Below are 23,049 nucleotides of genomic sequence, written 5' to 3'. Positions count from 1 at the left end.
AGGACAAGGAGAGAATAACTCCTAACTCCTAACTCCTAACTCCTAACTCCTAATTCAGCATTCCCTGTTTGCCCAATATTTTATTCGTCACCATGAGCAAATCGACGGAAGAGGAAGTCTAGGGCGTAGTTCCGGAGGTTGTAGTATTCTGGGTCTTCCATGATGCGGCGACGGTTGCGGGGGCGGGAGAAGGGAATATTTAGGATTTCGCCGATGTTGGCAGATGGGCCGTTAGTCATCATCACAACTCTGTCGGCGAGGAAAAGTGCTTCATCAATGTCATGGGTAATCATGAGTACGGTGACTTGATGTTCGCGCCAGATTTGCAGGAGTTCTTCTTGTAATTCTTCTTTGGTGATGGCGTCTAAGGCACCGAAGGGTTCATCAAGAATCAAAACTTGGGGACGAATGGAAAGGGCGCGGGCGATCGCTACTCGCTGTTTCATCCCACCAGAAAGCTGACTGGGTTTCTTGTCAGCCGCTTCTGTCAGTCCCACCATTGCTAAATTTTCTCTGGCGATCGCCCGTTTTTCTGCCTGGGTTTTTCTCGGAAACACGGAATCAATAGCCAAATAAACGTTATCAAAGGCACTCAACCAAGGCAGTAGACAATAATTTTGGAATACCATCATCCGGTCTGGGCCTGGTTCGGTGATGGGTTTGTCTTGCAGCAGCACAACACCATCGGTGGGAGTGTTAAACCCGGAAATCATATTCAGGAGTGTTGATTTGCCGCAGCCTGAGTGACCGATTATGCAAACAAATTCGCCCTCGCGCACTTTTAAGTCAACTCCATCAAGTACGGTGTAAGGGCCTTCGGAAGTTGGATAAATTTTGCTGACGCCTTCGATGACTAAAAAATCTTGTGCTTTTTGGGTTTGCTGTTGATTGAATTGAATTTCGCTGTTAATTCCGTTTACTGTTTGCATGATGAATTTATACCTTTGATTACAAATTTTTTTTTTAACGAACCGCCAAGGACGCAAAGGACGCAAAGGAAGAGATAAAGAAGTAATGGAGTTTTTTGCTAACTAAATGAATATTTCTTCAACTCGAATTTGCCGTTTAATTTCCAAACTTTTGAGATACTCTATCGGCTCTGATGGGTTAAAAACTTTACCATCAAATAAGTGAATCGGGTCATCTTCTCCAATATCGAGTAAGCCGAGGTCGCGTGCAGCTGCACCAAATATGTCTGGGCGACAGACTCTTTCAACCACTTCTACCCAGTTTTTCGGGAAGGGTGTTAAGCCCCAGCGTGCTAGCTGAGTAATCATCCACAAAATTTCGGTGCGGTTGGGATAATTGGTTCTATTGACAAAAAACTGGTTATATGCAGTAAACTCTTGTGGTTCTGTACCGTCGCCGCGATCGTAAGGATCGAGAAAACCAGGACGAACATATACAGGATCGATGTCCAGGTACTCAGGACGGCAGAGTATTTCTAAAATTTCTTCGCGGTTGCGGAAGTCGTCACAGTATTGACAAGCTTCTAATAGTGCTTTAACGAGGGCAAGATAGGTTTCTGGATATCGTTGCGCCCAATCTTCTCGCACTCCCAAGACTTTTTTCGGTTGTCCTAACCAAGTTTCTAAAGCAGTGGCGGCAACAAAGCCTAAATTTTGATGAACAGCAAGGTAGTTCCAGGGTTCTCCAGCACAATAACCATCAATATTTCCGGCTTGGAGTTGAGCAACCATTTCCATTGGTGGAATCACCATTATGCTGACATCGCGATCGGGATCTATACCACCAGCAGCCAGCCAATAACGCAGCATTAAGTTCACCATTGACGTTGGATGAGCTACACCCAAGGTCAAAATTTGGTCGGGAGCAGCATTAATCGCCGTTTTTAAATCAGCCAGGTTTCTGACACCTTGGCTATACAATTTTTTGCTGAGGGTGATGGCGTTAGCATTGCGGGAGATATTTAAGGCATTGATTACAGGAATTGGTTTTTGATCGCCAGCGCCTAAAGTCAGGGCTAAGGGCATTCCCGCTAGCATTTGGGCGGCGTCTAATTTACCAGTAGCAACCCCTTGAGCGATTTGTTTCCAGCTAGAGGCACGAGTGAGGGTGATATTATCTAAACCGTATTTGGCTAAAAAGCCTTTTTCTTGAGCAACAATTAAAGGTGCAGCATCAGTTAAGGGCATAAAGCCAATTTGTAGATTGACTTTTTCTAAGCCGTTGCGGGATATGGTTGCTGGTACTGGAGTCTGGTGGGCTTTGTGTTTTTTAAGCAGCTTTTGTTGGTTGAGGAAGTAAATCATTTCGTTCCGCAGACTGTAGTAGCTGGGATGTTTGACGACTTCCAGACGTTGACGCGGGCGAGGAATTGGGACTTCGAGAATTTGTCCGATATGCGCTTCTGGGCCATTAGTGAGCATGACAACGCGATCGCTCAATAACAGCGCCTCATCTACATCATGTGTCACCATCACACAAGTAACGTTGTGTTCGTTGCAAATTTTCATCAGTTGTTCTTGCAAAGTCCCCCGTGTCAAAGCATCCAAGGCTCCAAAAGGTTCATCTAGCAATAACAACTTCGGACGAGTAGCTAAGGCGCGGGCGATCGCTACTCGTTGTTTCATCCCCCCAGATAACTCTTTAGGGCGTTTATTAGCCGCTAACCGCAGCCCCACCATATCGATATGTTCTTCGATAATACTTTGGCGATCGCTTTTGGACTTCCCCTTGTACACTTCATCCACAGCTAAGGCGACGTTTTCCCGTACTGTTAACCAAGGCAACAAAGAATAGTTTTGAAACACAACCATCCGATCTGGACTGGGATCTCTAACTTCTCGCCCTTGTAAAGTCACACCACCAATACTCGCTCTATCTAAACCTGCAATGATGTTGAGCAAAGTCGATTTACCACACCCAGAATGTCCAATTAAAGAAACAAATTCCCCTTGTCGAATTTTCAATTCAATATTTTTGAGAGCAATATATTTGCCCCCATTGGGAAGTTCAAATACACGGTCAACATGGTCAACTTCAACAAAAGTAGTCATTTTTTAATTCGTAATTCGTAATTCGTAATTTTTAATTGGGGAAATAAGTTATTCTTTATTCCCCAGTTCCCAGTCCCTACTCTGGTACGACTTTGCTAGCGATAAAGCCGACTAATCTGTCTAATAGTAAGCCGACTAAACCAACGTAAATAAGTGCGAGAATGATTTCGCTTAAGTTAGTTTCTGTGGTGGTATTGTAAGCATCCCAAATAAACGAACCAATGCCTACACCGCCGACTAACATTTCTGCTGCAACAATCGCTAACCAAGATAAACCAATGCCAATGCGTAAGCCTGTGAAAATATAAGGAACAGTGGCAGGAAATACAACTTTTAAGAAATATTTTGGGCCTTTCAAACGTAAAACTCTAGCTACGTTTACATAATCTTGAGGAATTTGTTGCACACCTACAGTCGTGTTGATGATAATCGGCCAAATCGACGTAATAAAAATTACAAAAATAGCTGAAGGATTCGCTTGTTGAAATGCTGCTAAAGAAATTGGTAGCCATGCAAGAGGCGGTACAGTCCGCAACACTTGGAAGATGGGATCTACAGCATTATAAAGTAATTTGTTAGCACCAATGAAAATTCCTAATGCAATCCCAACAATTGCCGCCAGAGAAAAGCCTAAACCAACTCTTCCCAAACTACTAAGTATTTGCCAGCCTAAACCTTTATCGCTTTCACCATTATCAAAAAATGGATGAATGATAAAAGGGTTCCAAGTTTCTGAAAATGTTTCTATTGGCCCGGGTAATTTAAAATTAGGATTTAAGCAAAGTAATTGCCAAACTAGTAAAAAAATAGCTAATGCTACCAGTGGCGGGATAATTTTTTGCGAAACTAATTTATTTAACTGCTTGCGAGGATTTTTTTTGAGAGTACGAGTTCCAAGGATAGCTGCCATTTTTATTATTTCTCCCGTCACCAAATAACTAAGCGTAAAAATTCAACTTTCTAGTCAGGAATTTAGTCCCGACCAAATTTTTTATGAGCGATAAATCGCTCACTACGAACTAAATTTTTTTGATTTTTAAACCCTGCAAATATTGTTCTGGTTTTTCAGGGTCAAATTTTACCCCATCAAAGAAAGTTTCAACTCCACGAGAACTACTTTGAGGAATTTCCGAATTAGGAACACCAATAGCTTTTGCTGCTTGTTTCCACAAGTCCTCTTTATTGACTTGATTGACTATTTCCTGAACTTTGGTATCTTTTGGTAGATAACCCCAGCGAATTTCTTCTGTTAAAAACCAAACATCATGACTCTTGTAAGGGTAGGAAGCGTTATTTTCCCAAAACTTCATCCGGGATGGGAAATTTTCTTGGGTTCGTCCATCGCCGAAGTCAATATTACCTTTTGCTCTTTCTAAAATATCTGTGGCCGCAACATTCAAGTATTTTCTATCAGAACAAATTTTACACATTTCTTCTTTATTTTCGGGGCGATCGCACCATTGTTGAGCTTCCATAATTGCCATCAACAAGGCTTGTGCAGCATTAGGATTTTTATCGACCCAATCTTTACGCATCGTAAAAGCTTTTTCTGGATGATCTTTCCACAATTCGCCTGTCACTAAAGCTGAATAACCTAATTTTTGATTAACCAATTGAGCGTTCCAAGGCTCTCCTACACAAAAAGAATCGATAGTATTGACTTTCATATTCGCTACCATTTGTGGCGGTGGTACGGGTTCCAAAACCACATCTTCGTCTGGATTGATACCACCAGCCGCTAGCCAATAGCGCATCCACAAATCGTGAGTACCGCCAGGAAATGTAATCCCAAATTTCAAGGATTTTTTATTGGCTTTAGCTTGACTAGCAACTTCTTTCAGCCCTTTACTTTGTAAATTTACATTCAGTTCTTTAAATTTATTGGCAACAGAAATAGCCTGACCATTAGTATTTAATCTGGCCAAAATATACATTGGCACTTTATCGTTAATGGTCATCAAATAAGGCATAGGACTGAGAATGTGTGCGCCATCAATACCACCGCCATCTGAGCCAATTTTCAAGTTATCACGAGTAACAGGCCAAGATTTTTGTTTGATAATCTCAACATCAGTCATCCCGTATTTGGCAAATAAACCTTTTTCTTTAGCAATAATCAAAGGAGCAGAATCAGTTAAGGCAATAAATCCTAATTTCGCTTTCGTTGTTTCTACCTTCGGCGCATTAGGGACAGTGGAAACGTTAGTCGCTGGAGCCGCAGCCGGAGCATCGCCACTTGTTGAACTTGTATTGCTATTAGAAGAACAAGCGTGAGCCAAGATAGATACCGCAGCCGCAGTAGTGGTGGTGAAAATAAATTTTCTTCTGGAAATATCTGTCATTTGTTATTAGTCCTTTGTTATTTGTCATAGGGAATAGGGCATGGGGAGTTAGGAGTTATTATTCTCCCCCTGCTCCCCCTGTCCCCCAACTCCCCACTTACTAACTACCAACTACTAAAACTTCTTGCTTGAGTTTTGCTCCAAAGTTTTTGATTAGTAAATCTTGCAATATTGGCTGTAAGTCTTCGCACGGTATGCCTTTGGTAATGCAAGTTCCTAAATGGGCATCTTTGCCAACTTTGCCGCCCATATATATGTCAACGCCTTCCAGGGTTTTGCCATTTTTGCGAGTTTTAGTTCCCATCAGGCCGATGTCTGCAACTTGGGGCTGTCCACAGGAGTTAGGGCAACCTGTCCAGTGAATTCTTACTGGATGGGTGAAGATTAAATCTTCTTCTAAGGCTTTGATCATTGCCAGGGCGCGGTTTTTGGTTTCGATGAGAGCAAAGTTGCAAAATTGTGCGCCTGTACAAGATACTAGCGATCGCGTCAACAAACCTGGATCAATGGAAAACCTTTCTAATAAAGGCTCTGTTAAAAATGTTGCTAAACGCAAGTCCGAAATGTTGGGGATGACGATGTTTTGCTCAACTGTGAACCGGATTTCGTCAGTGCCGTAAACTTCTGCTAAACGAGCGATTTCAAACATATCTTCGCCATAGAGTCGCCCCACGGGAATGTGTAAGCCTGCGTAATTTAATCCTGCTTGTTTTTGTTTATATACCCCGATATGGTCACGTTTTTCCCAGTCGATTTCGTCTTTTGCTGCTGCGGGTAATAATGATTTACCCAAACGGCTTTCTACTTCTTTGCGAAACTTATCTAAACCCCATTCATCAATTAGCCACATCAGGCGGGATTTTTGCCGATTAGCACGAGGCCCGTGGTCACGAAATACTTCCAAAACAGCTCTACATACCGCTACCACATCTTCTGGAGCCACCCAAGCATTTAGAGGAATGGCCGCTTCACAACGTTTAGCTGAGAAAAAGCCACCCACAAGGATATTGAAGCCAAAAACTTTTTGGTGAGTAGGCGATTGTTCACCACTCCCTTCCTGAAATGCGGGAACAAAAGCCAAATCGTTAATTTCAGCGTGAACTGAATTGTCTCTTCCACCTGCGATCGCAATATTAAATTTCCGTGGTAAGTTGCTAAACTCTGGGTTTCCTTCCCCTTTGTTGGTCAGCATATCTTGAATTTGTTGTACCAACTCTCGTGTGTCGTACAACTCATCTCCATCCAACCCCGCCACAGGATCACCTGTGATATTGCGGACGTTATCCATCCCTGACTGAACGCTGGTTAAACCAACTGCGTCAAATCTATTAAAAATATCTGGTAAATCTTCAATTCTGATCCCCCGTAATTGGATATTCTGTCTCGTAGTAATATCAGCGCTGCCTTCATCACCGTAACGCTGTACCACTTGAGCCAAAACACGCATCTGACTGCTGGTGAGAATACCGTTGGGCATCCGCAACCGCATCATAAACTTACCTGGGGTAACTGGGCGAAAAAACACACCCACCCACTTGAGTCGATGTTCCCGATCTATTTCGTTCATTGCTTCCCAGCCCAAGGCAGCAAATTTCTCTATCTCACTTTTAATGGCGAGTCCATCTTTTTCTGCTTTGAATTTCTCGAACTTGTTGAGGCTGGTGGTGGTAGTTGTTGTGTCCGTCATAAGGCTGACTCTGGTTACAAATTACTGATATGGTGATCTGTGGTGATAATTGCCCAATATCAATCAACCCGTAGTGACATCAGGTGTTGTATCTACGAGGATTAGAGAATAAAATTTATAACTGTTTTCAATTCTGTGAAATACGGTTGGTTATCTTGGGAATTTGTCAAGCAGGTTTAGATAATGTTCATGTAACAATTTCGATACTCATAACTTAAGGTGATTTTTTTGTTAAAATCGTATAAATCGTTACGTTTTTTTGAGAAAAATTCTGTAAACGTATCAGAATGATGCATTTTTTGCATAAAAGCAAATTTTAGCTAAGACTGAGATATTACTTCAGCATCTATGAAACGTCGTGATTTTATTAATTGGGTAGGTTTGGGTTGGATAGTGAGTTCTCTACCTGTAGCGATCGCAGCTTGTTCTTCTCAAACAACTCCCGCATCTGGTGATTGGCAAACAGTCGGCACCTCGGCAGAATTAGATAAAACAGGTCAATTGCTGGCGAAAAACTCACCTGCTGGGCCTGTGCTGATAGTTGGTACATCTAAAGCCGAAAATCTGACTGCTATTAACCCTAGTTGTACTCACGCAGGTTGCACCGTAGCATGGAAAGCTGATGCCAAAAAATTCGCCTGTCCCTGTCATGGTTCAGAATTTGGCATTGATGGGAAAGTGCAAAAAGGCCCAGCGACAAGTCCTCTGAAAACTTACGCCGCCAAAATTGAGGGTGATTCAGTTGTAGTCAAGCCAACTTAAAATAATTCGTCATTGGTAATGACGCTCTCTACGAGAGGCTCCGCCAACCCGGACTCGCTAACGTAATTCGTAGCACTAAAGTGCTAACAGCTATTTTCAGGCAAATATAGCGGTTCTCGTTTGTATGCAACACAATGCACCCCAATACTGCGTAGGTTTTTAATATTTGTAGGTTGGGTTGAGCCTTTGCGTTACCCAACAAACCCAACATTTGGGGGGCTCTGTTGGGTTTCCCAGAGTCTCAACCCAACCTACGATTTTCCTTAACCGAGCAGTATTGGGTTGGGGGTGGGGTCAACGCGTATTGCACCCAAGTGAGAACTGCTATAGACCAATACACTTGGGTTAAGCATTTCTTCCCTCTCTTTCTCTCTTCTCTCTGTGCCCTCTGCGCCTCTGCGGTTCGTTAAAGAAAAAGAGTTTTAGCCCTTTTGTGAACCGTATTGCGCTATAGACCACGGAGTAGGGGCACTAATTGCGCCGACCTACTTAGTCAAATAAACGGAAAATACAAGTAAAATCAAAAGCCCGGTCATAATGACCGGGCTTTTGAGTAGAAACAATGGGGCTATATTCCCCGAAGGTTAGTTATAGAAGTTCTGTATAATATCGATGCTCTGATATGTACTACCACTCCGTTGTTATCGATTCCGGAAAATTAACTAAGAATTTTTGACCTTACCAGTTCCTTTTTGCTGAAAGGGCAAAATAGTCCCGCTTTGTTGAATTTTAACTCGTTCAGATCAAAGCGATGACTAAGATAATTACAATTTCTGCCCTGCGTAAATCGATCGCACTTCGCCGTTACGACGGATGACGGCTTCGCCATTACTGACATCTACTAGTGTCCAACCGCTTGAGCCGATACTTTCACCCATATTGATGCGGCGAGTCACGCCATCGATTTTAAACAAAGCGGCAGATTTGTTGCCCAACTCTAGCAATCCCTCTAAGGTATTACTCCCAGCAACTGCGATCGCAGTTGGGGGATATACTTGTTCCTGGGTAATAGTTGGTTCCGATTCTGGTGCGAGTGCTGCACGTAATGGAACTACTGGTAATGCAGGCAGAGGGTTAGGTGTTTGTCGCACGCTAATCGGTGCAGTTCTCGCCGCCACAGGTTTGAGTTCGCCTCGTACAGCCGCAGCTAACATATTGACGGTTACAGGCTTGGTAGCTTGTCGCACTGTATTCAGGGCAGTTTTCACAACATTAGGTTGAGATCCCTGGAATACACTGGCAACTTGTGGTAAAAGTGTGGGAGTCCCAGGAATAGCTGGAAGGGCATAGCGCATTGGCGACGGCGCTTGATAAACGGGAACGTAGATCCGCTCAACAACGTTTCCAGAACGGTTAGGGGCTGGTGGTGTATTATTAGCTAGAAGTGGAAGTGGTGGTAGATTACCAGCTGCTTGCTCGTTACTAAGGGCTATTTGGTTAGTATTTGCCTGACTGGAGAATCCTGGACTGAAAGATTTTTGATGGGGCGTTGCTCCTTGCTTATCTATAACAGCCAGCGCTTGGAGCATATAGTCAACTAACTCTGCCTGAATTTCTGTTTTTACAGGTAACTGTGGCTGCGGTTGCGGCACTAGAAGCGCTGACTGGGGCAATTTGGGATTAAAAAGATATACGACTCCAGACTGTACCAAGTAGATAATACCAGCGATCGCCACGCCTAAAGTTGTTCCCACAATCAGCAGTTTGCCCAAAGCAGGACTGGTTGTCTGACCCTTTCTCTTAACTGGTTTAACAGTGGCGGTGTCTAAGACAACAGTACTCAATTGCTTGTGGTTATCTTGAGCAACTGACTGTACTGCTTGGTTCAGTGTGTTGGGTAAGATCATCTGCGGTATCATAACCGTTTGCAGAGGCACGTATTCTGGAGGCGAGTGGCGTTGAGGTTGGCGGTAAACCCCAGCAACAGAGTGGCTCGATTTTTTCTGACTATTGTGCCTAACAGTTTCAGAAGGCAGATTACCACTAACATCCAGAATGTAGTCGATATCGGCAAAGAGTTCATCCATTAGGCCATCAGCATAGTTTTCTATCGACCAAGGCTCGTTGGCGATTAAGTCTTCTGATGGTTCCGGTACTATGAGACGGGTGCTGGCTTCTTGTAGCATAGACGTTCTATCTTTGTTGCTAGGACGGGGAAACGCCGCCCCTACTGCCTGGAAATCAGGATTATTCTTAAAGAGGGAACAGGGAACGGGCAACTGGGAACAGGGGGTTAAAATAATTCGTAATTCGTAATTCGTAATTCGTAATTCGTAATTCGTAATTCGTAATTCGGAAATGCAAGTTTTGTAATGGGGATTTAAACCCCAATACAAAACTTACGTGATTTTTGAACCGGGGGACTTATAGCGGTTCTCCCTTGGGTGCAGTACAGTTTTGACCTCTCTCCAAACCTCTCTCCTCTTAGGAGAGAGGTTTGGAATCTTACTCCCCAACGCTAGAAGGGAAGGGGCTGGGGGTTAGGTCTGTATTCCATGCAATTGAGAACCGCTATAAACCCGCGGAACTTGTTCAATGAAACACCCAATCCTCCGTCTATTGAGACGAGTTGATTGGGTGTTGGTATTAAACTCAACTTTCATTTAGCGATTGTTGATGATGGCAGTACTAAGATTTATGTCATCGTTCATACCAATCTACCTCCCTACTACTATACTCAGTCTTTATGAAGTTGGCGTTAAGCTAACGCTGTAAACTCCGACTGGCTCTTGGCTCTACGCAATTCTAAATATAATAATAAAGCATTAACATCTGCTGGGTTTACACCACCGATACGTGCAGCTTGACCAAGAGTAAGTGGTTTTACGTGAGTCAGCTTTTCCCGTGCCTCTTTAGAAAGAGTATCAATTGTTGTGTAGTCCAAATCAGCAGGTAAGTGGCGGTGCGCTTGGCGGACAATTTGGTCAATCTGATTTTGTTGCCTAGCGAGATAGCCAGAATACTTGATGTCAATTTCTGCGCCTTCTTTCTGGGCGCGGTTGAGGTTGGGGTTTCCCAGTCCGAACCTGTCGAGGTCAACGTAATGGAATCCCGGACGCCGCAGCAAGTCATTGAGGGTAATTGAACCTTTAATTGCTTGTTGGGTATTAGATGCGATCGCTATTCCCACTTCATCATGTTCTTTGACTCGTGTGGCTTGCAATCTTTGTTTTTCTGTGGTAATATTTGCTTGCTTTTGGCTAAATAGATCCCATCGGCGATCGTCAATTAAACCAATTTCGCGTCCCAAGGGTGTCAACCGTTGGTCAGCATTATCAGAACGCAAAATTAACCGATACTCAGACCTACTGGTAAGCATCCGGTAAGGTTCGCGCAGGTCTTTTGTACACAGGTCATCAACTAGCGTCCCAATGTAACTTTGCTCGCGGGCAAAGACAATCATTTCTTGAGAGCGAACAAATCGAGCTGCGTTAATTCCTGCCACCAGCCCTTGAGCTGCCGCTTCTTCATAACCTGTAGTGCCGTTAATCTGTCCAGCACAAAACAGTCCGGCAATCTTCTTAGTCATCAGTGTGGGATAACACTGAGTTGCTGGTAAATAGTCATATTCCACAGCATAAGCTGGACGCAGCATCACACATTTTTCCAAACCTGGCAGAGTCCGCAACATTTGCAGTTGCAAATTTTCTGGCAACCCTGTAGAAAACCCTTGGATATAAAGTTCGGGTATATCCCTTCCTTCGGGTTCAATAAAGATTTGGTGGCTTTCCTTATCAGCAAAGCGCACAATCTTATCTTCAATACTGGGACAATAACGTGGCCCTTTGGCTTCTACCCAACCGCCATAAACTGGCGACAGGTGCAAATTTTCCTGAATTAGACGATGGGTTTCGGCGGTTGTGCGGGTGATATAGCAAGGCATCTGTTCCCGTTCTACCCACGCATCTGGGTCAAAGCTAAACCAGCGTACATCTTCATCCCCTGGCTGGATTAGCATCTTACTATAATCCACCGATCGCTTGTCTACTCGTGCTGGAGTTCCAGTTTTGAGTCTTCCGGTTTCAAATCCCAGGCGATTTAGAGTTTGTGTCAATCCCTCAGCCGCAAATTCCCCAGCGCGTCCGGCTGGCATTGATTTGTTACCAACCCAAATTTTGCCTCCCAGGAAAGTGCCAGTTGTTAAGATGACTGCTTGACATTGGAACCCGACACCAAAATAAGTTTCAACGCCGATGACTTCACCGTTAGCACCCAGCACCAAGTCTGTCGCCATACTTTCGCGGATTGTCAAATTTTCTTGGTTCTCAACAATATTCTTCATCACCCCTGCATATTCGCGCTTGTCTGTCTGGGCGCGTAACGCCCAAACAGCAGGCCCCCGTGAAGAGTTGAGGATACGTTTTTGCAGGTAGGTGCGGTCTGCTACTTTACCAATTTCCCCGCCAAGTGCATCTACCTCATGAGTCAACTGAGATTTGGCTGGGCCACCCACTGCTGGGTTACAAGGTTGCCAAGCGATTTTATCCAAGTTGAGCGTCAATAGCAAGGTACGACAACCGAGGCGTGCAGAGGCGAGAGCTGCTTCGCAACCGGAGTGACCTGCACCGACGACTATGACATCAAAAGCGTCTTGAAATTCAACGGAATTGTGCATGGTCATACTTACAGGATCAGCAAGTTTAGAGTTATTTTCAATTTTAACTGTTCCAGTGGTTTCATGGATGTAACTTTCTGACAAAAAAGTTATCAAACTTATTAGTATTCAATCAGAGACAAGTTTCTATTTTTAAACTTGATGATCAATGAAAAAATATAATCTTTTTAGGACTTACGCAACGTGTCACAAAAAATAAAAGCTTTTAGTTGGTAGTCAGGGCTACCCTACGGTAACGCTCCGCGTTTGAGGACTTTAGTCCTCATTACAAACTCCAAATAATATGCCAGTTGCGTAAGTCCTACTTTTTTAAAATAGTTTGGATTATTAAATCTACCAAGCAATTTATGATAAATGAAAATCACTATCACCCAGCAAAAAAATATTACTAGAGTTATGAGAAAGGCAACTTTCATCAGTATAGTTGTCTTGATGATTTTTGTCTTAGTAGCTAGTCATGAGATTAGCCACAATCAATTGGCTATAACTGCCCTACCATTAAACGGATGCTTGAGTCATAATTCATTAATTTGTGAAAATAACTCCAAACAGACAATATTAGAACCATTTATTCCTGACCACAAGTTAAATAATCGACAGCGTTTTTTATCTGCGATCGCCAGAAACTTACCTACCATTCCTCAGCCTGTTACTTATGAATATACGTTACTGCGAACATATGGTGCAGTTTTCCTAAATCCAGATATCGGGATTAAACTGCCGCCAAAAGTTATCTTAGCTAATGAACAAGAAACCCAAGAGTTTCAAGCTACTTTAACGATGGGTCATGTTGATGGGACTAAGGACTGTTACTTACAAAAATCGGCCGCTGACACTTTAAATAAAGCGCGAATTCAGCAACATATACCGCTAAAATCTGGCTATGGTTCTGGTGATTGTACTCGCACTTTCAACACCAATTTAAGATTTTGGCACAAATATGCTAACAATCAAGTTTTAGTAAAAGTTCAACAGGGTCAAGAAACAAAAATTCTCGGTTTAGTTGCACCTCCCGGAACTTCACAACATCTCTGGGGATTAGCAATTGATTTACGCGTAAGCAGTAAAGAACAGAGAAAAGCTCTTAATCAAAATGGTTGGTTTCAAACTGTAGAAAACGATATTCCACATTGGACTTATGTGGGTTTAACTGAAGAGAATTTACCTCTGTTTGGGTTTAAAAAACAAGTGATCCGGAACATTACTTATTGGATTACACCACTTTAATTGTTAGATATATAGCAATCCGATTTGATTTTTGAAAAAATCTAAGTTAAGGATAATTGTAGGTTGGGTTGAAGGTCGTGAAACCCAACAAACCCCGTGAAATGTTGGGTTTCGTTCCTCAACCCAACCTACGCAATACAAGGTTTTTGACGCTAACCCAAGCGTATTGAGATATAAGTTAATACGGTTCACTTAAGGCTGAAACTCTTTTTTTTACGAACCACAGAGGCGCAGAGGGCACAGAGAGAAGAGAGAAAGAGAGGGAAGAAATGCTTAACTGAACTGTATTGAGATATAAGTAGGTTGGCGCAATTAAAGTTAACTGGCTAAGGCTGTCACTTGTACTGAGCGAAGTCGAAGTATTTGTCATTGGTCTTGGGGAGTCAAGCTTCAAAGCCCCTCTCTGCATCGGAGAGGGGTTTGGGGAGAGGTCAAAAGACTTGTGTATACACAGTAGCTTAAAAAGCAGGGTGGTTTCATAGAAAAAAGAAAAATCCCCCAAGGGCGCAGTAGTTCCTCCTTTTAAAAGCTACACAAGTCTTTTGACCTGCAATGGCATTGTTTCCACCGACAATGCTATTGTTTCGGCTAACAATGGCATTGTTTCCACCGACAATGCTATTGTTTGGGCTAACAATGTTATTGTTTCGACCGACAATGCTATTGTTTCAACCGACAATGTTATTGTTTCCACCGACAATGGCATTGTTTCGGCTAACAATGGCTTACGCCTAACACACCCTATAAATACTTAAATTTTTCATGGCAAAAGGTGACAAAATAAACTTTTCTACCCCTAGCGGGTTTCCAGAATTTCTTCCTAGCGAAAAGCGTCTAGAATTATATTTGCTAGATATCATCCGTAGAGTTTTTGAAAGCTATGGATTTACGCCTATCGAAACACCTGCCGTAGAACGTCTAGAAGTGCTGCAAGCTAAAGGTAATCAAGGTGACAATATCATCTATGGCATTGATCCCATACTGCCACCAAATCGACAAGCCGAGAGAGATAAATCGGGCGAAACTGGTTCGGAAGCCAGAGCTTTAAAGTTTGATCAAACAGTTCCTTTAGCGGCGTATATTGCTCGTCACCTGAATGAATTAACTTTTCCCTTTGCCCGCTACCAAATGGATGTAGTTTTTCGTGGTGAACGGGCGAAAGATGGGCGATTTCGTCAGTTTCGTCAGTGCGATATTGATGTAGTTGCTCGTCGTGAACTCAGCTTGCTCTATGATGCTCAGATGCCTGCAATTATCACTGAGATATTTGAAGCAATTAATATTGGTGATTTTTTGATTCGCATCAATAACCGTAAAGTTCTTACTGGTTTCTTTAAGTCAGTGGGAATTGCTGAAAATCAAATTAAATCATGTATTAGTATTGTTGACACTCTAGAAAAGCTTGGTGAAACTAAAGTAAAACAAGATTTAGAAAAAGAAGGAATTTCCGCAGAACAGTCGCGAGAAATCATTGAATTTATCAAAATTGACGGTTCGGTTGATGACGTATTATGTAAGCTCAATCACCTCTCACAAAATCTGCCGCAAACCGAGCAGTTGAGCTTAGGAGTTACCGAATTAGAAACGGTAATTGCCGGAGTCCGTAATCTCGGAGTTACCGAAAATCGTTTCTGTATTGATTTATCCATTGCCCGTGGTCTTGATTACTATACTGGCACAGTTTACGAAACAACCCTATTAGGACATGAAGCTTTGGGTAGTATTTGTTCTGGTGGGAGATATGAAGAATTAGTTGGGATATTTTTGGGCGAAAAAATGCCTGGGGTCGGCATTTCTATAGGCTTAACTCGCTTAATTAGTCGCTTGTTAAAAGCTGGGATTCTAAATACCTTAGCTGCTACACCAACCCAAGTGATGGTAGTGAATATAGAAGAAGATTTAATGCCCACTTATTTAAAAGTTTCTCAAAATTTGCGACAGGCGGGAATTAATGTTATCACTAACTTTGACAAGCGTCCCTTGGGTAAACAATTTCAATTAGCAGACAAGCAAGGAATTCAATTTTGCGTAATTATTGGTTCTGAAGAAGCCGCAGTGCAAAAGTCCTCGCTCAAAGATTTGAAAACAGGTGAGCAAGTAGAAGTGCTACTAGAAAATTTGGCTGAGGAAGTTAAAAGAAGGCTTACCTAAAAGTTGATTTATAAAGTAACAACTGTCTATTGCAATGCGTTACGGTTTCCACCCAACACACTCTATTTATTTGGAAGTCCTTTATGAGTTTGTCGGATCTCCCCAATCTCTGGGTTCCTCTAGCACTTTTAGGTTTAATTGTTATAGCTGCTGTATTTTTCAGCCGCAGCAATTGATATTTAAAGGAGCCTCTTGTAGAGAACGTTATTACGTTTTACCTACAAGTGCAATACCTAAACACAAAAAATATCAAAACGGCAAAACCAGTCGCGGCATAAAACACACTACTAATTCCGCCAAAACCAAAAGCATAGCCCATCAACAACGGCCCTAATGTTTGCCCTAATCCATAGAATGTCCCGTTTACTGATATAATCGTCGCCAAATATTCTCTTGGCGCTAAATCGGCTAAAAGTGTTTGGATACTAGCAAAACCAATACCAAGCCCAATCCCAAAAATTGTACTAGGAATTAATAGTAACCAGATATTTGACACCAAGGGAACTATTAACATAGCTAAACCATAAAAAACATAAGATGCACTAATTAAATTTGTGGTAGGAAATCTTCTAGTCAATCTACCTAACTGTGAGGATGTGATCGTAATTGCCACGGAAACACTAGAAAGTAGCAATCCAATAATGGTAGGTGGCGCTTTAAAGCTATCATTAATCAGCTGTGGTAAATATGTGACATAAGCCCCATAAAGGAAAACAAAGTTAGCAGCACTGGCAATAAAAAGTCCAAATAGCTGACGATTTTTCAGAACTTTTACGGCATTGCTCAAATACTCTTTGAGGTTGCGTTGGCGTAGCCCGTCGGAGACATCGCCTTTTGCTTCGGGATTCTTGAGTGCAAACAACACCAAAAACCCAAGAGGTATCGCTATTATGGCCAGCATGAAGGGATAATACCAGCCCATTGTTGCTAATGCACCACCGATTATTGGATAACTTGATGTACCGACGCTGCTGATACTGCCATTGTAGCCCATTGCCGTAGTCCGTCTATCTCCTGTGTATAAATCGCCGATTAAGGTGATACTCAGAGAAAGTAAAGAAGCAGCACCAATTCCTTGTAGTAAACGCAACCATAGCAAGAAATTAAAATCGCGGGCGAAGGCGCAAGCAGTACCAGCTATGCCAAATATAAATAGTGAAGGAACAATAATTATCTTTCTGCCCAATCTATCGGCAAGAATACCAATAATCGGCCCTAAAATCAGAGATGGTAATGTAAATGCTGTAATCAATAAACTCAAATTTTTCGGGTTGATATTTAAGTCTTTGGCTAACTTGGGAAAAGCCGGAGTTACGCTAGAAACTCCAATAACCGCAATTAGTACAATTGCACAAATAATCTGAAAATTTAGTTCTAGATAAACTGGCCTCTGTCGTTCGAGTTGGTCGTTATCTTCTGGTGAGTTCATGATAATACCCTGTGTATGAAACCAATTCGCAATACGCAATCAAACTCAGCCGACACTTGAGGTGGAGAGGTTTTTAGCTTTTCACCTTTTTGATAAATATAGGACTTACGCAAGTGTCACAAAAAATAAAAGCTTTTAGTTTGTAGTCAGGGCTACCCTACGGGAACGCTCCGCGAACAGCCCTGATCAAAGAAGACTTTAGTCCAATACGGTTCACAAAAGGGCTGAAACTCTTTTTTTTACGTAGACGCAAAGCGGCTTGCCGCAGGCTACCACAGAGGCGCAGAGAACACAGAGAGAAGAGAGAAGAGAGAAGGAGGAAATGCTTAACCCAAGTGTATTGGACTAAGTTTATGTGCTAAAAAGAGTGTTCAATTGATTGTCGTCTTAAGCTGCAACTTTTTCCTCAAGTGGTTTAAAAGTTTTCTTGTTAGCACCGCAAATCGGACATTTCCAATCATCGGGAATTTCTTCAAAAGGTGTACCAGGTGCAATTCCCGAATCAGGATCGCCAGCAACTGGATCGTAAATCATGCTGCATTGTCTACAAATCCATTTACGAGTTTTAGGTTCTTCACCAGCAACTCTGGTTGCTGCTTGTCCTCCATTTAATACTTCTAAGGCTTCAGCGTAGCGATCGGCGTGGTAATTTTCGATAAATTTTAACAAGCCAAAACGGTGTGCAGCTTCCCGAAATGTGTTGGCATGATCGGTAGATTCTTTAACTTGTTTGAGAAATTCTTCAGCCGCCGGATTGTCGCGATCGCGTTGGGCATCTGCGGCAAACTCTGGATACATTGTGGTATATTCATAGGTCTCACCCTCAATTGCCAAAGATAAACAACGAGATACAATTTCGCGCTTTTGTTCATCAGTTAAAGCAGCCAAATCTTCTACCACAAGTTCTGGATGCAGCAACTTAAAATGTGCAAAAGCGTGTTCGGTTTCTTGGTCTGCTGTTTCTTTAAAAAGTTTCGCCAAGTCTGTAAACCCAAGTTTTCGCGCTACGTCAGCAAAAAACAAATACTTGCGATTTGCCATCGATTCACCACCGAAGGCGGCTTCTAAGTTTTGAAGTGTAGTAAAGTTGGACAAATCCATAATTTTGGATGGCAGTGAGGTGATATTTAGTAAGAAAACACAGACTCTACAACCGGATACACGAGCTGTTATTTGGATAAATTAGAAACGGTTTATACAAATTTTATCAGCCCATACTTAGCAATCAGGTTTGTTAGCTGCTCTTGGATAATTATAAAACCGAAAAGTTTTACAGATGACAAATTATTTGTTAAAAGGAAAGCTTTGATCGCCTCACGCGATTCCACCGTTTACACGGATATTTTGCCCAGTGATCCACCTGGCTTCATCGCTAGCGAGAAACGCTACTACATCGGCGATTTCTTGCACATCTCCCAGTTTCCCAAACGCAGCCATTTGGGCCAAGCGGTCTATCTGTTCTTGTGTTTTGCCTTCTCGAAATAGTTCTGTATCGGTGGGGCCAGGAGAAATAACATTAACTGCGATCGCTTTTGCACCCAATTCTTTAGCTAGTACCCGTGTGATTTGTTCAACAGCACCCTTGGTTCCTACATAGGCACTATAAGTTGGCAGCATCATCACTGTGGTTGATGAAGAAAAGTTGATAATCCGTCCCCCTTCTGCCATGTGTTGCGCGGCTTGTTGGCAAGTAAAATAAGTACCTTTGACGTTAATCGCAAAAATCGCGTCGAAATCTTCTTCACTCACCTGAGTAATGGGTTTATAGAAGGCGATTCCGGCATTGTTGACCAAAATATCGACTTTACCGAAGCGTTCAAGTGTTTGCTCAAATAACCGTTCGATGTCGGGTACTTTGCTAATATCAGCTTGGATAGCGATCGCTTCTACTCCCAACTTTTCAATTTCTGCAACAACTTCCTGTGCTTTGGCCCCATTCCCCCCATAGTTGACGACAATAGATGCGCCGTTACCAGCTAATTTTAGTGCGATCGCTCGTCCAATTCCCCGCGATGCACCAGTGATCATTGCAACTTTTCCTGCTAAAGATGCCATAGATTAATCGAGTTTTATTTTGGTGTGTAAAAGTTAAAACCCTGTACCAAGATTAAATTTGTCATTTGTCATTTGTCATTTGTCATTTGTCATTTGTCATTGGGAAAACTCACTGCAACTTCTCCTCATCTCCCTCATCTCCCTCATCTCCCTCATCCCCCTCATCTCCCTCATCTCCCCACTCCCCCTAATTAAGATTCTGGAACGATCGCAGCACCATCTCTAAGATTGAGCAACCCTGAGATAATAACTTTATCTTCTGGTTGTAATCCTTCAAGAACTTGGTAATTATTACCTTTGATCTCGCCTAGCTTGACTCGCCTTTGCCGAGCTACTTGTTGAGATACACTTTGGGGAGATGTCTCTGTTTCAACTACATACACAAAAGTGTCGCCACCTACACGAGTCATTGCTGTTGTGGGGATTAAAATTCCGGGGCGCTGATTCCAGAACACTCTAGCTCTTACCAATTGATCTGCACGCAATTGACCGTTAGGGTTGTCAAAAAGTGCTTTGATCAATATCCCTTGTGTTTCATTACTGGCATTAGGTGCAATGAAAAATACCCTACTTCTACCAAGTTTTTGACCTTGTGCGTTCATAACCTCTACTGGCATTCCTTTACGCAATTGGGGCCCTTGCTTTAGTGGTACGGAGATATTCACTTCTAAAGGTCGATTTTGGGTGATATTAACTAGTTGTGTGGAGGTATTAACTAAATCACCGACTTTCACCGCGATATTGCCAAGTGTACCAGTAAAGGGAGCGGTAATTTTGTCGGACTGAAGCTGTTGTGTTTGAGTATTTACATTAGCTTGCTGCAAGGATTTTTCAGCCTGCAATATGTTGGATCGTTGTGCTTGAATCCTGGAATCAATTGCATCAAGACTAGTCTTAGCAATGGCGAGCCGATTAGCAAACTGGTTGCTAGTCTGTCGAGACACGGCTCCTTGTTCAGCAAGGCTGACAAACTTTTCGTAGTTCTGCTGATATAATTGCACATTTGCAACGTAGGATGGTCGTTCTGCTTCCAGAGATTTGAGTGTAGCGCGGGCATTTGCCAGTTGCATGAGAAATGCTGGAGGCACAATCTTGTTAAGAGCGATCGCTGCTTGTGGTGTACGATCTACTTGGATAATTGCCGCCCCTTCGGGAACTGAGTCTCCTGATTTGACAAGTATCTGGGTAACTTGGCCCTGAATCCTCGGCTGTAGCGTGACTGAGCGCTGGGATTTTAGGCTAGCAATAAAATCTGAACTTTCCTCAATTATGCCGCTTTGTACTGTGGATATTTTGACTCTTACACCTTGAGGTTGAGCATTAGCAATTGAAGGTGCTGAATTTTGCAAAGTGAGCAAACGCCAAACTATACTAGTTGCGCCCCCTAACAACAGTAGTGCAGCTAAAAATAACCAAAGCCACCGCCGTTTTCCAGAAGGTGGCTCAAATGAGGTTGGTGGAGCTTTTTCTCCAAAATCAGTTTGAGGCTCAGGGGATGTCATGGCTTTTGAGGAACTTAAGGAACAATTTAACTAGAATTCAATCAAAATTTCATCTGTTGCTCTTAAAATTGCTGATTTAGCATGAGGTTTTGTGGCAATTTATGTGTTATCCCATACAAATATACAGTTGTGATCACACACGCTAAATCTGCCAAAAGGTGAATCCCTAATTTTCCATCCCCTCATAACACAATACAGTTCAGTTAAGCATTTCTTTCTTCTCTTTGCGTCCTTTGCGTCCTTCTCCCAGGGGGAGACGCTAACGCGAATGCGGTTCGTTAAAATAATTCGTAATTCGTAATTCGTAATTAAGTTTTGTGTTAGCGTAGCGGTAGCGAGTCTGCGTTCGCTTTTAGCATCTCGTAGAGAGCGTCCGGGGATTTAGACCCCGACCCAAAACAAGCTGCTTGTAGAAGCAGAGGACTTTAACCCCTAAACTTTGTTAACGGCTGAACTCTGCTTCTGGCAAGCCAACAAAAGCCTTAGCAACAGTTACATAGGGCAGTAGCCCAAATAATTCAAGCTCAGGACTATGAGTAGATAAAGGTAAGCGAATACTACCAATGTCCTTTCGGCAACCAAGAAAAAATAATCGCCGCCTTAACTGGGGAGTACCGAAATCAGCAGCTAAAAGTATACCTACTGAGATGTTGTAACCCAAATTCGCCATCTTGTCCCAAATTTGCTGGTATAGTGTGCCACCTGCAATCCCTTTGAGATTAGATACATTTTCCATAACGAAAAAGGGCGGGTACAAGTTCTCGACAAAACGTAAAAATTCATAAATCATGCCACCTCGATCATCCTGAAAGCCTTTCTGTTTACCTGCCTGACTGAAGGCTTGGCAGGGTGGCCCTCCAAAGACAATATCTGGTTTCTCAACTTCACCGGAAAACTTTTGCCATAAACTTAATGGGTTTTCTACAGTGGAAATATCATTTTCCAAAACACAAATATGGCCACCAAAAAAACCACGCAATGTTGCACAAGCATCTGACCAACTATCGAGAGCTACCTTAGTTTCTATACTACCTGTAAGATAAGCACCAATATCCATTCCTCCTGCACCGCTAAATAGGCTGAAAGCTTTGAGGGAACTATTTTCAAATCCTAGCGACTTTGCTTGCTGAACTAAAGATTTAAACACAGCTTCTGCAAGCGGTACAGGTACAGCATTACCTACCTGAAGCTGAGTACTTGTTAGCGTTCCCTCAAACTTCATCTCGTCAGGAAACCCTTGTAGACGAGCTGCCTCTCGCACAGTAATAAATCGGTTTTCATAAGGATGGACAAATTTATTGAAAATGTACCCCGTCACTGTTAATGAGGGTTTATCTGGATCAAGACGAATTATTCTTAAATTTGGGCCACCTTGACGATTTGGATCGTCCTTGAGATAAAATTTAAAGCTATCGTGCCAAAGTTCTTCAGGCAAGTCCTGCATTTTTTGCCCAATTTTTAAAGCATCAATACGCTTTTGTACATCGGAACCAACCCGTCTAGCAATGTGATTTGCAACCAAGTTGCACGGACTATTAAAATTGGAAATTTTCTGAAATCCAGTCATCTCTCACATGGCTTTGGGTGAAGGTGACTATACCATCAAAAAGATTGTAAATCTCTTGATCAGGTGGCAAGTCTGCGACTTTTTTCGCTTTTCCTGTTTCATCTAGTGTCCATATAACATCCTGAAGCTCCAGCAGATAATCATTATAATGACGCACAGCATGAATGTTAGACAGCAAAGCCGTTTTTATTACCATTTGACTATGTTTTGGCTTTCCTGTAGCAGCAATTTTTAAGACTTGATAAATTCCTTTTTTAATATCATCAGTTCTGTCCATTCCTACACTAGATTTACCATCAGAGACGGATTCGTAACCTTCGCCACTCTTTCTCAGAGGCCAAGTCAAAGGTCTAGGAGTAGGTTGTCCGCAAGCATTTGTTAACCAATAAACAGCTTCAGGCATAGTTCCCCTACCCCGTGCTGCTTTATTATACGCAGAATAGGCAATATTCCAAAACTGAAAATATTGATAAAATAGTTGATTATCTCGTCCAAAACTTCTACCAATTTGTTCGTATGCCCATGTGGCAGAACTATGGCTTGCTTTTACTCCTAAATCCACAAGTTCATAAGACCTCGCGGTAAGTGGGAAACTCAGCCACTTTAGTGCTGAGAGGGAAACGACTCGTGCGGTTTTAACCGCCTTCAATCTTTTTTCATTACCGCCTTGGAGTTGGGAAATTTGGTGTACT

18 protein-coding genes are annotated in these 23,049 nt (G+C 42.5%); 5 read left to right on the top strand and 13 right to left on the bottom strand.

Annotated elements, in window-relative coordinates:
• Positions 1 to 80 precede the first annotated feature (80 nt).
• The 5 genes from LC605_RS16615 to LC605_RS16595 all read right to left on the bottom strand — a co-directional run bounded on the left by LC605_RS16615 (position 81) and on the right by LC605_RS16595 (position 7,049).
• Positions 81 to 929, bottom strand: coding sequence for a nitrate ABC transporter ATP-binding protein (locus LC605_RS16615; RefSeq protein WP_229548625.1), 849 nt, complete (start codon positions 927 to 929; stop codon positions 81 to 83).
• Between the two features lie 102 nt (positions 930 to 1,031).
• Positions 1,032 to 3,020, bottom strand: a complete 1,989-nt coding sequence (locus LC605_RS16610) for a nitrate ABC transporter ATP-binding protein (protein ID WP_229548624.1) — start codon at positions 3,018 to 3,020, stop codon at positions 1,032 to 1,034.
• 76 nt (positions 3,021 to 3,096) lie between these two features.
• Positions 3,097 to 3,930 carry a nitrate ABC transporter permease gene (gene ntrB, locus LC605_RS16605; RefSeq protein ID WP_229548623.1) on the bottom strand — a complete coding sequence of 278 codons (834 nt, stop codon included), beginning with the start codon at positions 3,928 to 3,930 and terminating at the stop codon, positions 3,097 to 3,099.
• Between the two features lie 109 nt (positions 3,931 to 4,039).
• Complete coding sequence (locus LC605_RS16600) at positions 4,040 to 5,362, bottom strand: CmpA/NrtA family ABC transporter substrate-binding protein (protein ID WP_229548622.1); 1,323 nt, start codon at positions 5,360 to 5,362, stop codon at positions 4,040 to 4,042.
• Between the two features lie 100 nt (positions 5,363 to 5,462).
• Positions 5,463 to 7,049 carry a ferredoxin--nitrite reductase gene (locus LC605_RS16595; protein WP_229548621.1) on the bottom strand — a complete coding sequence of 529 codons (1,587 nt, stop codon included), beginning with the start codon at positions 7,047 to 7,049 and terminating at the stop codon, positions 5,463 to 5,465.
• A gap of 348 nt (positions 7,050 to 7,397) precedes the next feature.
• Here LC605_RS16595 and LC605_RS16590 point away from each other — a divergent pair, with 348 nt between their 5' ends.
• On the top strand, positions 7,398 to 7,811 hold the full coding sequence (locus tag LC605_RS16590; protein ID WP_229548620.1) for a ubiquinol-cytochrome c reductase iron-sulfur subunit: 414 nt from the start codon (positions 7,398 to 7,400) through the stop codon (positions 7,809 to 7,811).
• A 764-nt stretch (positions 7,812 to 8,575) separates the two neighbouring features.
• Here the strand turns inward: LC605_RS16590 and LC605_RS16585 are convergent.
• Together LC605_RS16585 and mnmG are read right to left on the bottom strand one after the other, a co-directional pair.
• A complete protein-coding gene (locus LC605_RS16585) occupies positions 8,576 to 9,937 on the bottom strand; it encodes a hypothetical protein (protein ID WP_229548619.1) in 1,362 nt (453 codons plus the stop codon).
• Positions 9,938 to 10,509: 572 nt separating this feature from the next.
• Positions 10,510 to 12,432 (bottom strand): tRNA uridine-5-carboxymethylaminomethyl(34) synthesis enzyme MnmG, encoded by a 1,923-nt coding sequence (mnmG, locus tag LC605_RS16580; protein WP_229548630.1) that lies wholly within the window; start codon positions 12,430 to 12,432, stop codon positions 10,510 to 10,512.
• A gap of 348 nt (positions 12,433 to 12,780) precedes the next feature.
• Here mnmG and LC605_RS16575 point away from each other — a divergent pair, with 348 nt between their 5' ends.
• The 3 genes from LC605_RS16575 (at position 12,781) to hisS (ending at position 15,804) form a co-directional block, all read left to right on the top strand.
• Positions 12,781 to 13,653, top strand: a complete 873-nt coding sequence (locus tag LC605_RS16575) for a D-alanyl-D-alanine carboxypeptidase family protein (RefSeq protein ID WP_229548618.1) — start codon at positions 12,781 to 12,783, stop codon at positions 13,651 to 13,653.
• A 552-nt stretch (positions 13,654 to 14,205) separates the two neighbouring features.
• Positions 14,206 to 14,388, top strand: a complete 183-nt coding sequence (locus LC605_RS16570; protein ID WP_229548617.1) for a hypothetical protein — start codon at positions 14,206 to 14,208, stop codon at positions 14,386 to 14,388.
• Between the two features lie 27 nt (positions 14,389 to 14,415).
• Entirely contained in the window at positions 14,416 to 15,804 is a 1,389-nt protein-coding gene (gene hisS, locus LC605_RS16565) for a histidine--tRNA ligase (RefSeq protein ID WP_229548616.1), read from the top strand.
• A gap of 214 nt (positions 15,805 to 16,018) precedes the next feature.
• Here hisS and LC605_RS16560 read toward each other — a convergent pair whose 3' ends face one another.
• The 3 genes from LC605_RS16560 to LC605_RS16550 form a co-directional block, all read right to left on the bottom strand.
• Positions 16,019 to 17,233: an MFS transporter gene (locus LC605_RS16560; RefSeq protein ID WP_229548615.1), complete on the bottom strand. Its 1,215-nt coding sequence runs from the start codon at positions 17,231 to 17,233 to the stop codon at positions 16,019 to 16,021.
• Positions 17,234 to 17,620: 387 nt separating this feature from the next.
• Complete coding sequence (locus LC605_RS33295; protein WP_229548614.1) at positions 17,621 to 18,334, bottom strand: rubrerythrin family protein; 714 nt, start codon at positions 18,332 to 18,334, stop codon at positions 17,621 to 17,623.
• 213 nt (positions 18,335 to 18,547) lie between these two features.
• On the bottom strand, positions 18,548 to 19,288 hold the full coding sequence (locus LC605_RS16550; RefSeq protein ID WP_229548613.1) for an SDR family oxidoreductase: 741 nt from the start codon (positions 19,286 to 19,288) through the stop codon (positions 18,548 to 18,550).
• Between the two features lie 65 nt (positions 19,289 to 19,353).
• Between LC605_RS16550 and LC605_RS32980 the strand changes: the two genes are divergently transcribed.
• A complete protein-coding gene (locus LC605_RS32980; protein WP_267868565.1) occupies positions 19,354 to 19,479 on the top strand; it encodes a hypothetical protein in 126 nt (41 codons plus the stop codon).
• On the opposite strand, the gene LC605_RS16545 is transcribed toward LC605_RS32980, so the two are convergent.
• The 3 genes from LC605_RS16545 to LC605_RS16535 all read right to left on the bottom strand — a co-directional run.
• The gene (locus tag LC605_RS16545) at positions 19,480 to 20,790 is read right to left on the bottom strand and encodes an efflux RND transporter periplasmic adaptor subunit (protein WP_229548612.1); all 1,311 of its coding nucleotides are present in this window, start codon (positions 20,788 to 20,790) and stop codon (positions 19,480 to 19,482) included.
• A 442-nt stretch (positions 20,791 to 21,232) separates the two neighbouring features.
• A complete protein-coding gene (gene dcm, locus LC605_RS16540) occupies positions 21,233 to 22,357 on the bottom strand; it encodes a DNA (cytosine-5-)-methyltransferase (RefSeq protein ID WP_229548611.1) in 1,125 nt (374 codons plus the stop codon).
• Positions 22,326 to 23,049, bottom strand: a 724-nt coding sequence (locus tag LC605_RS16535; RefSeq protein ID WP_229548610.1) for a hypothetical protein, incomplete at its 5' end; no start/stop codon positions are given. The genes LC605_RS16535 and dcm, both read right to left, overlap by 32 nt.

This window comes from Nostoc sp. CHAB 5836 (assembly GCF_020829445.1).
GTDB lineage: Bacteria > Cyanobacteriota > Cyanobacteriia > Cyanobacteriales > Nostocaceae > Nostoc.
This window is presented reverse-complemented; position numbering and strand designations above follow the sequence as displayed.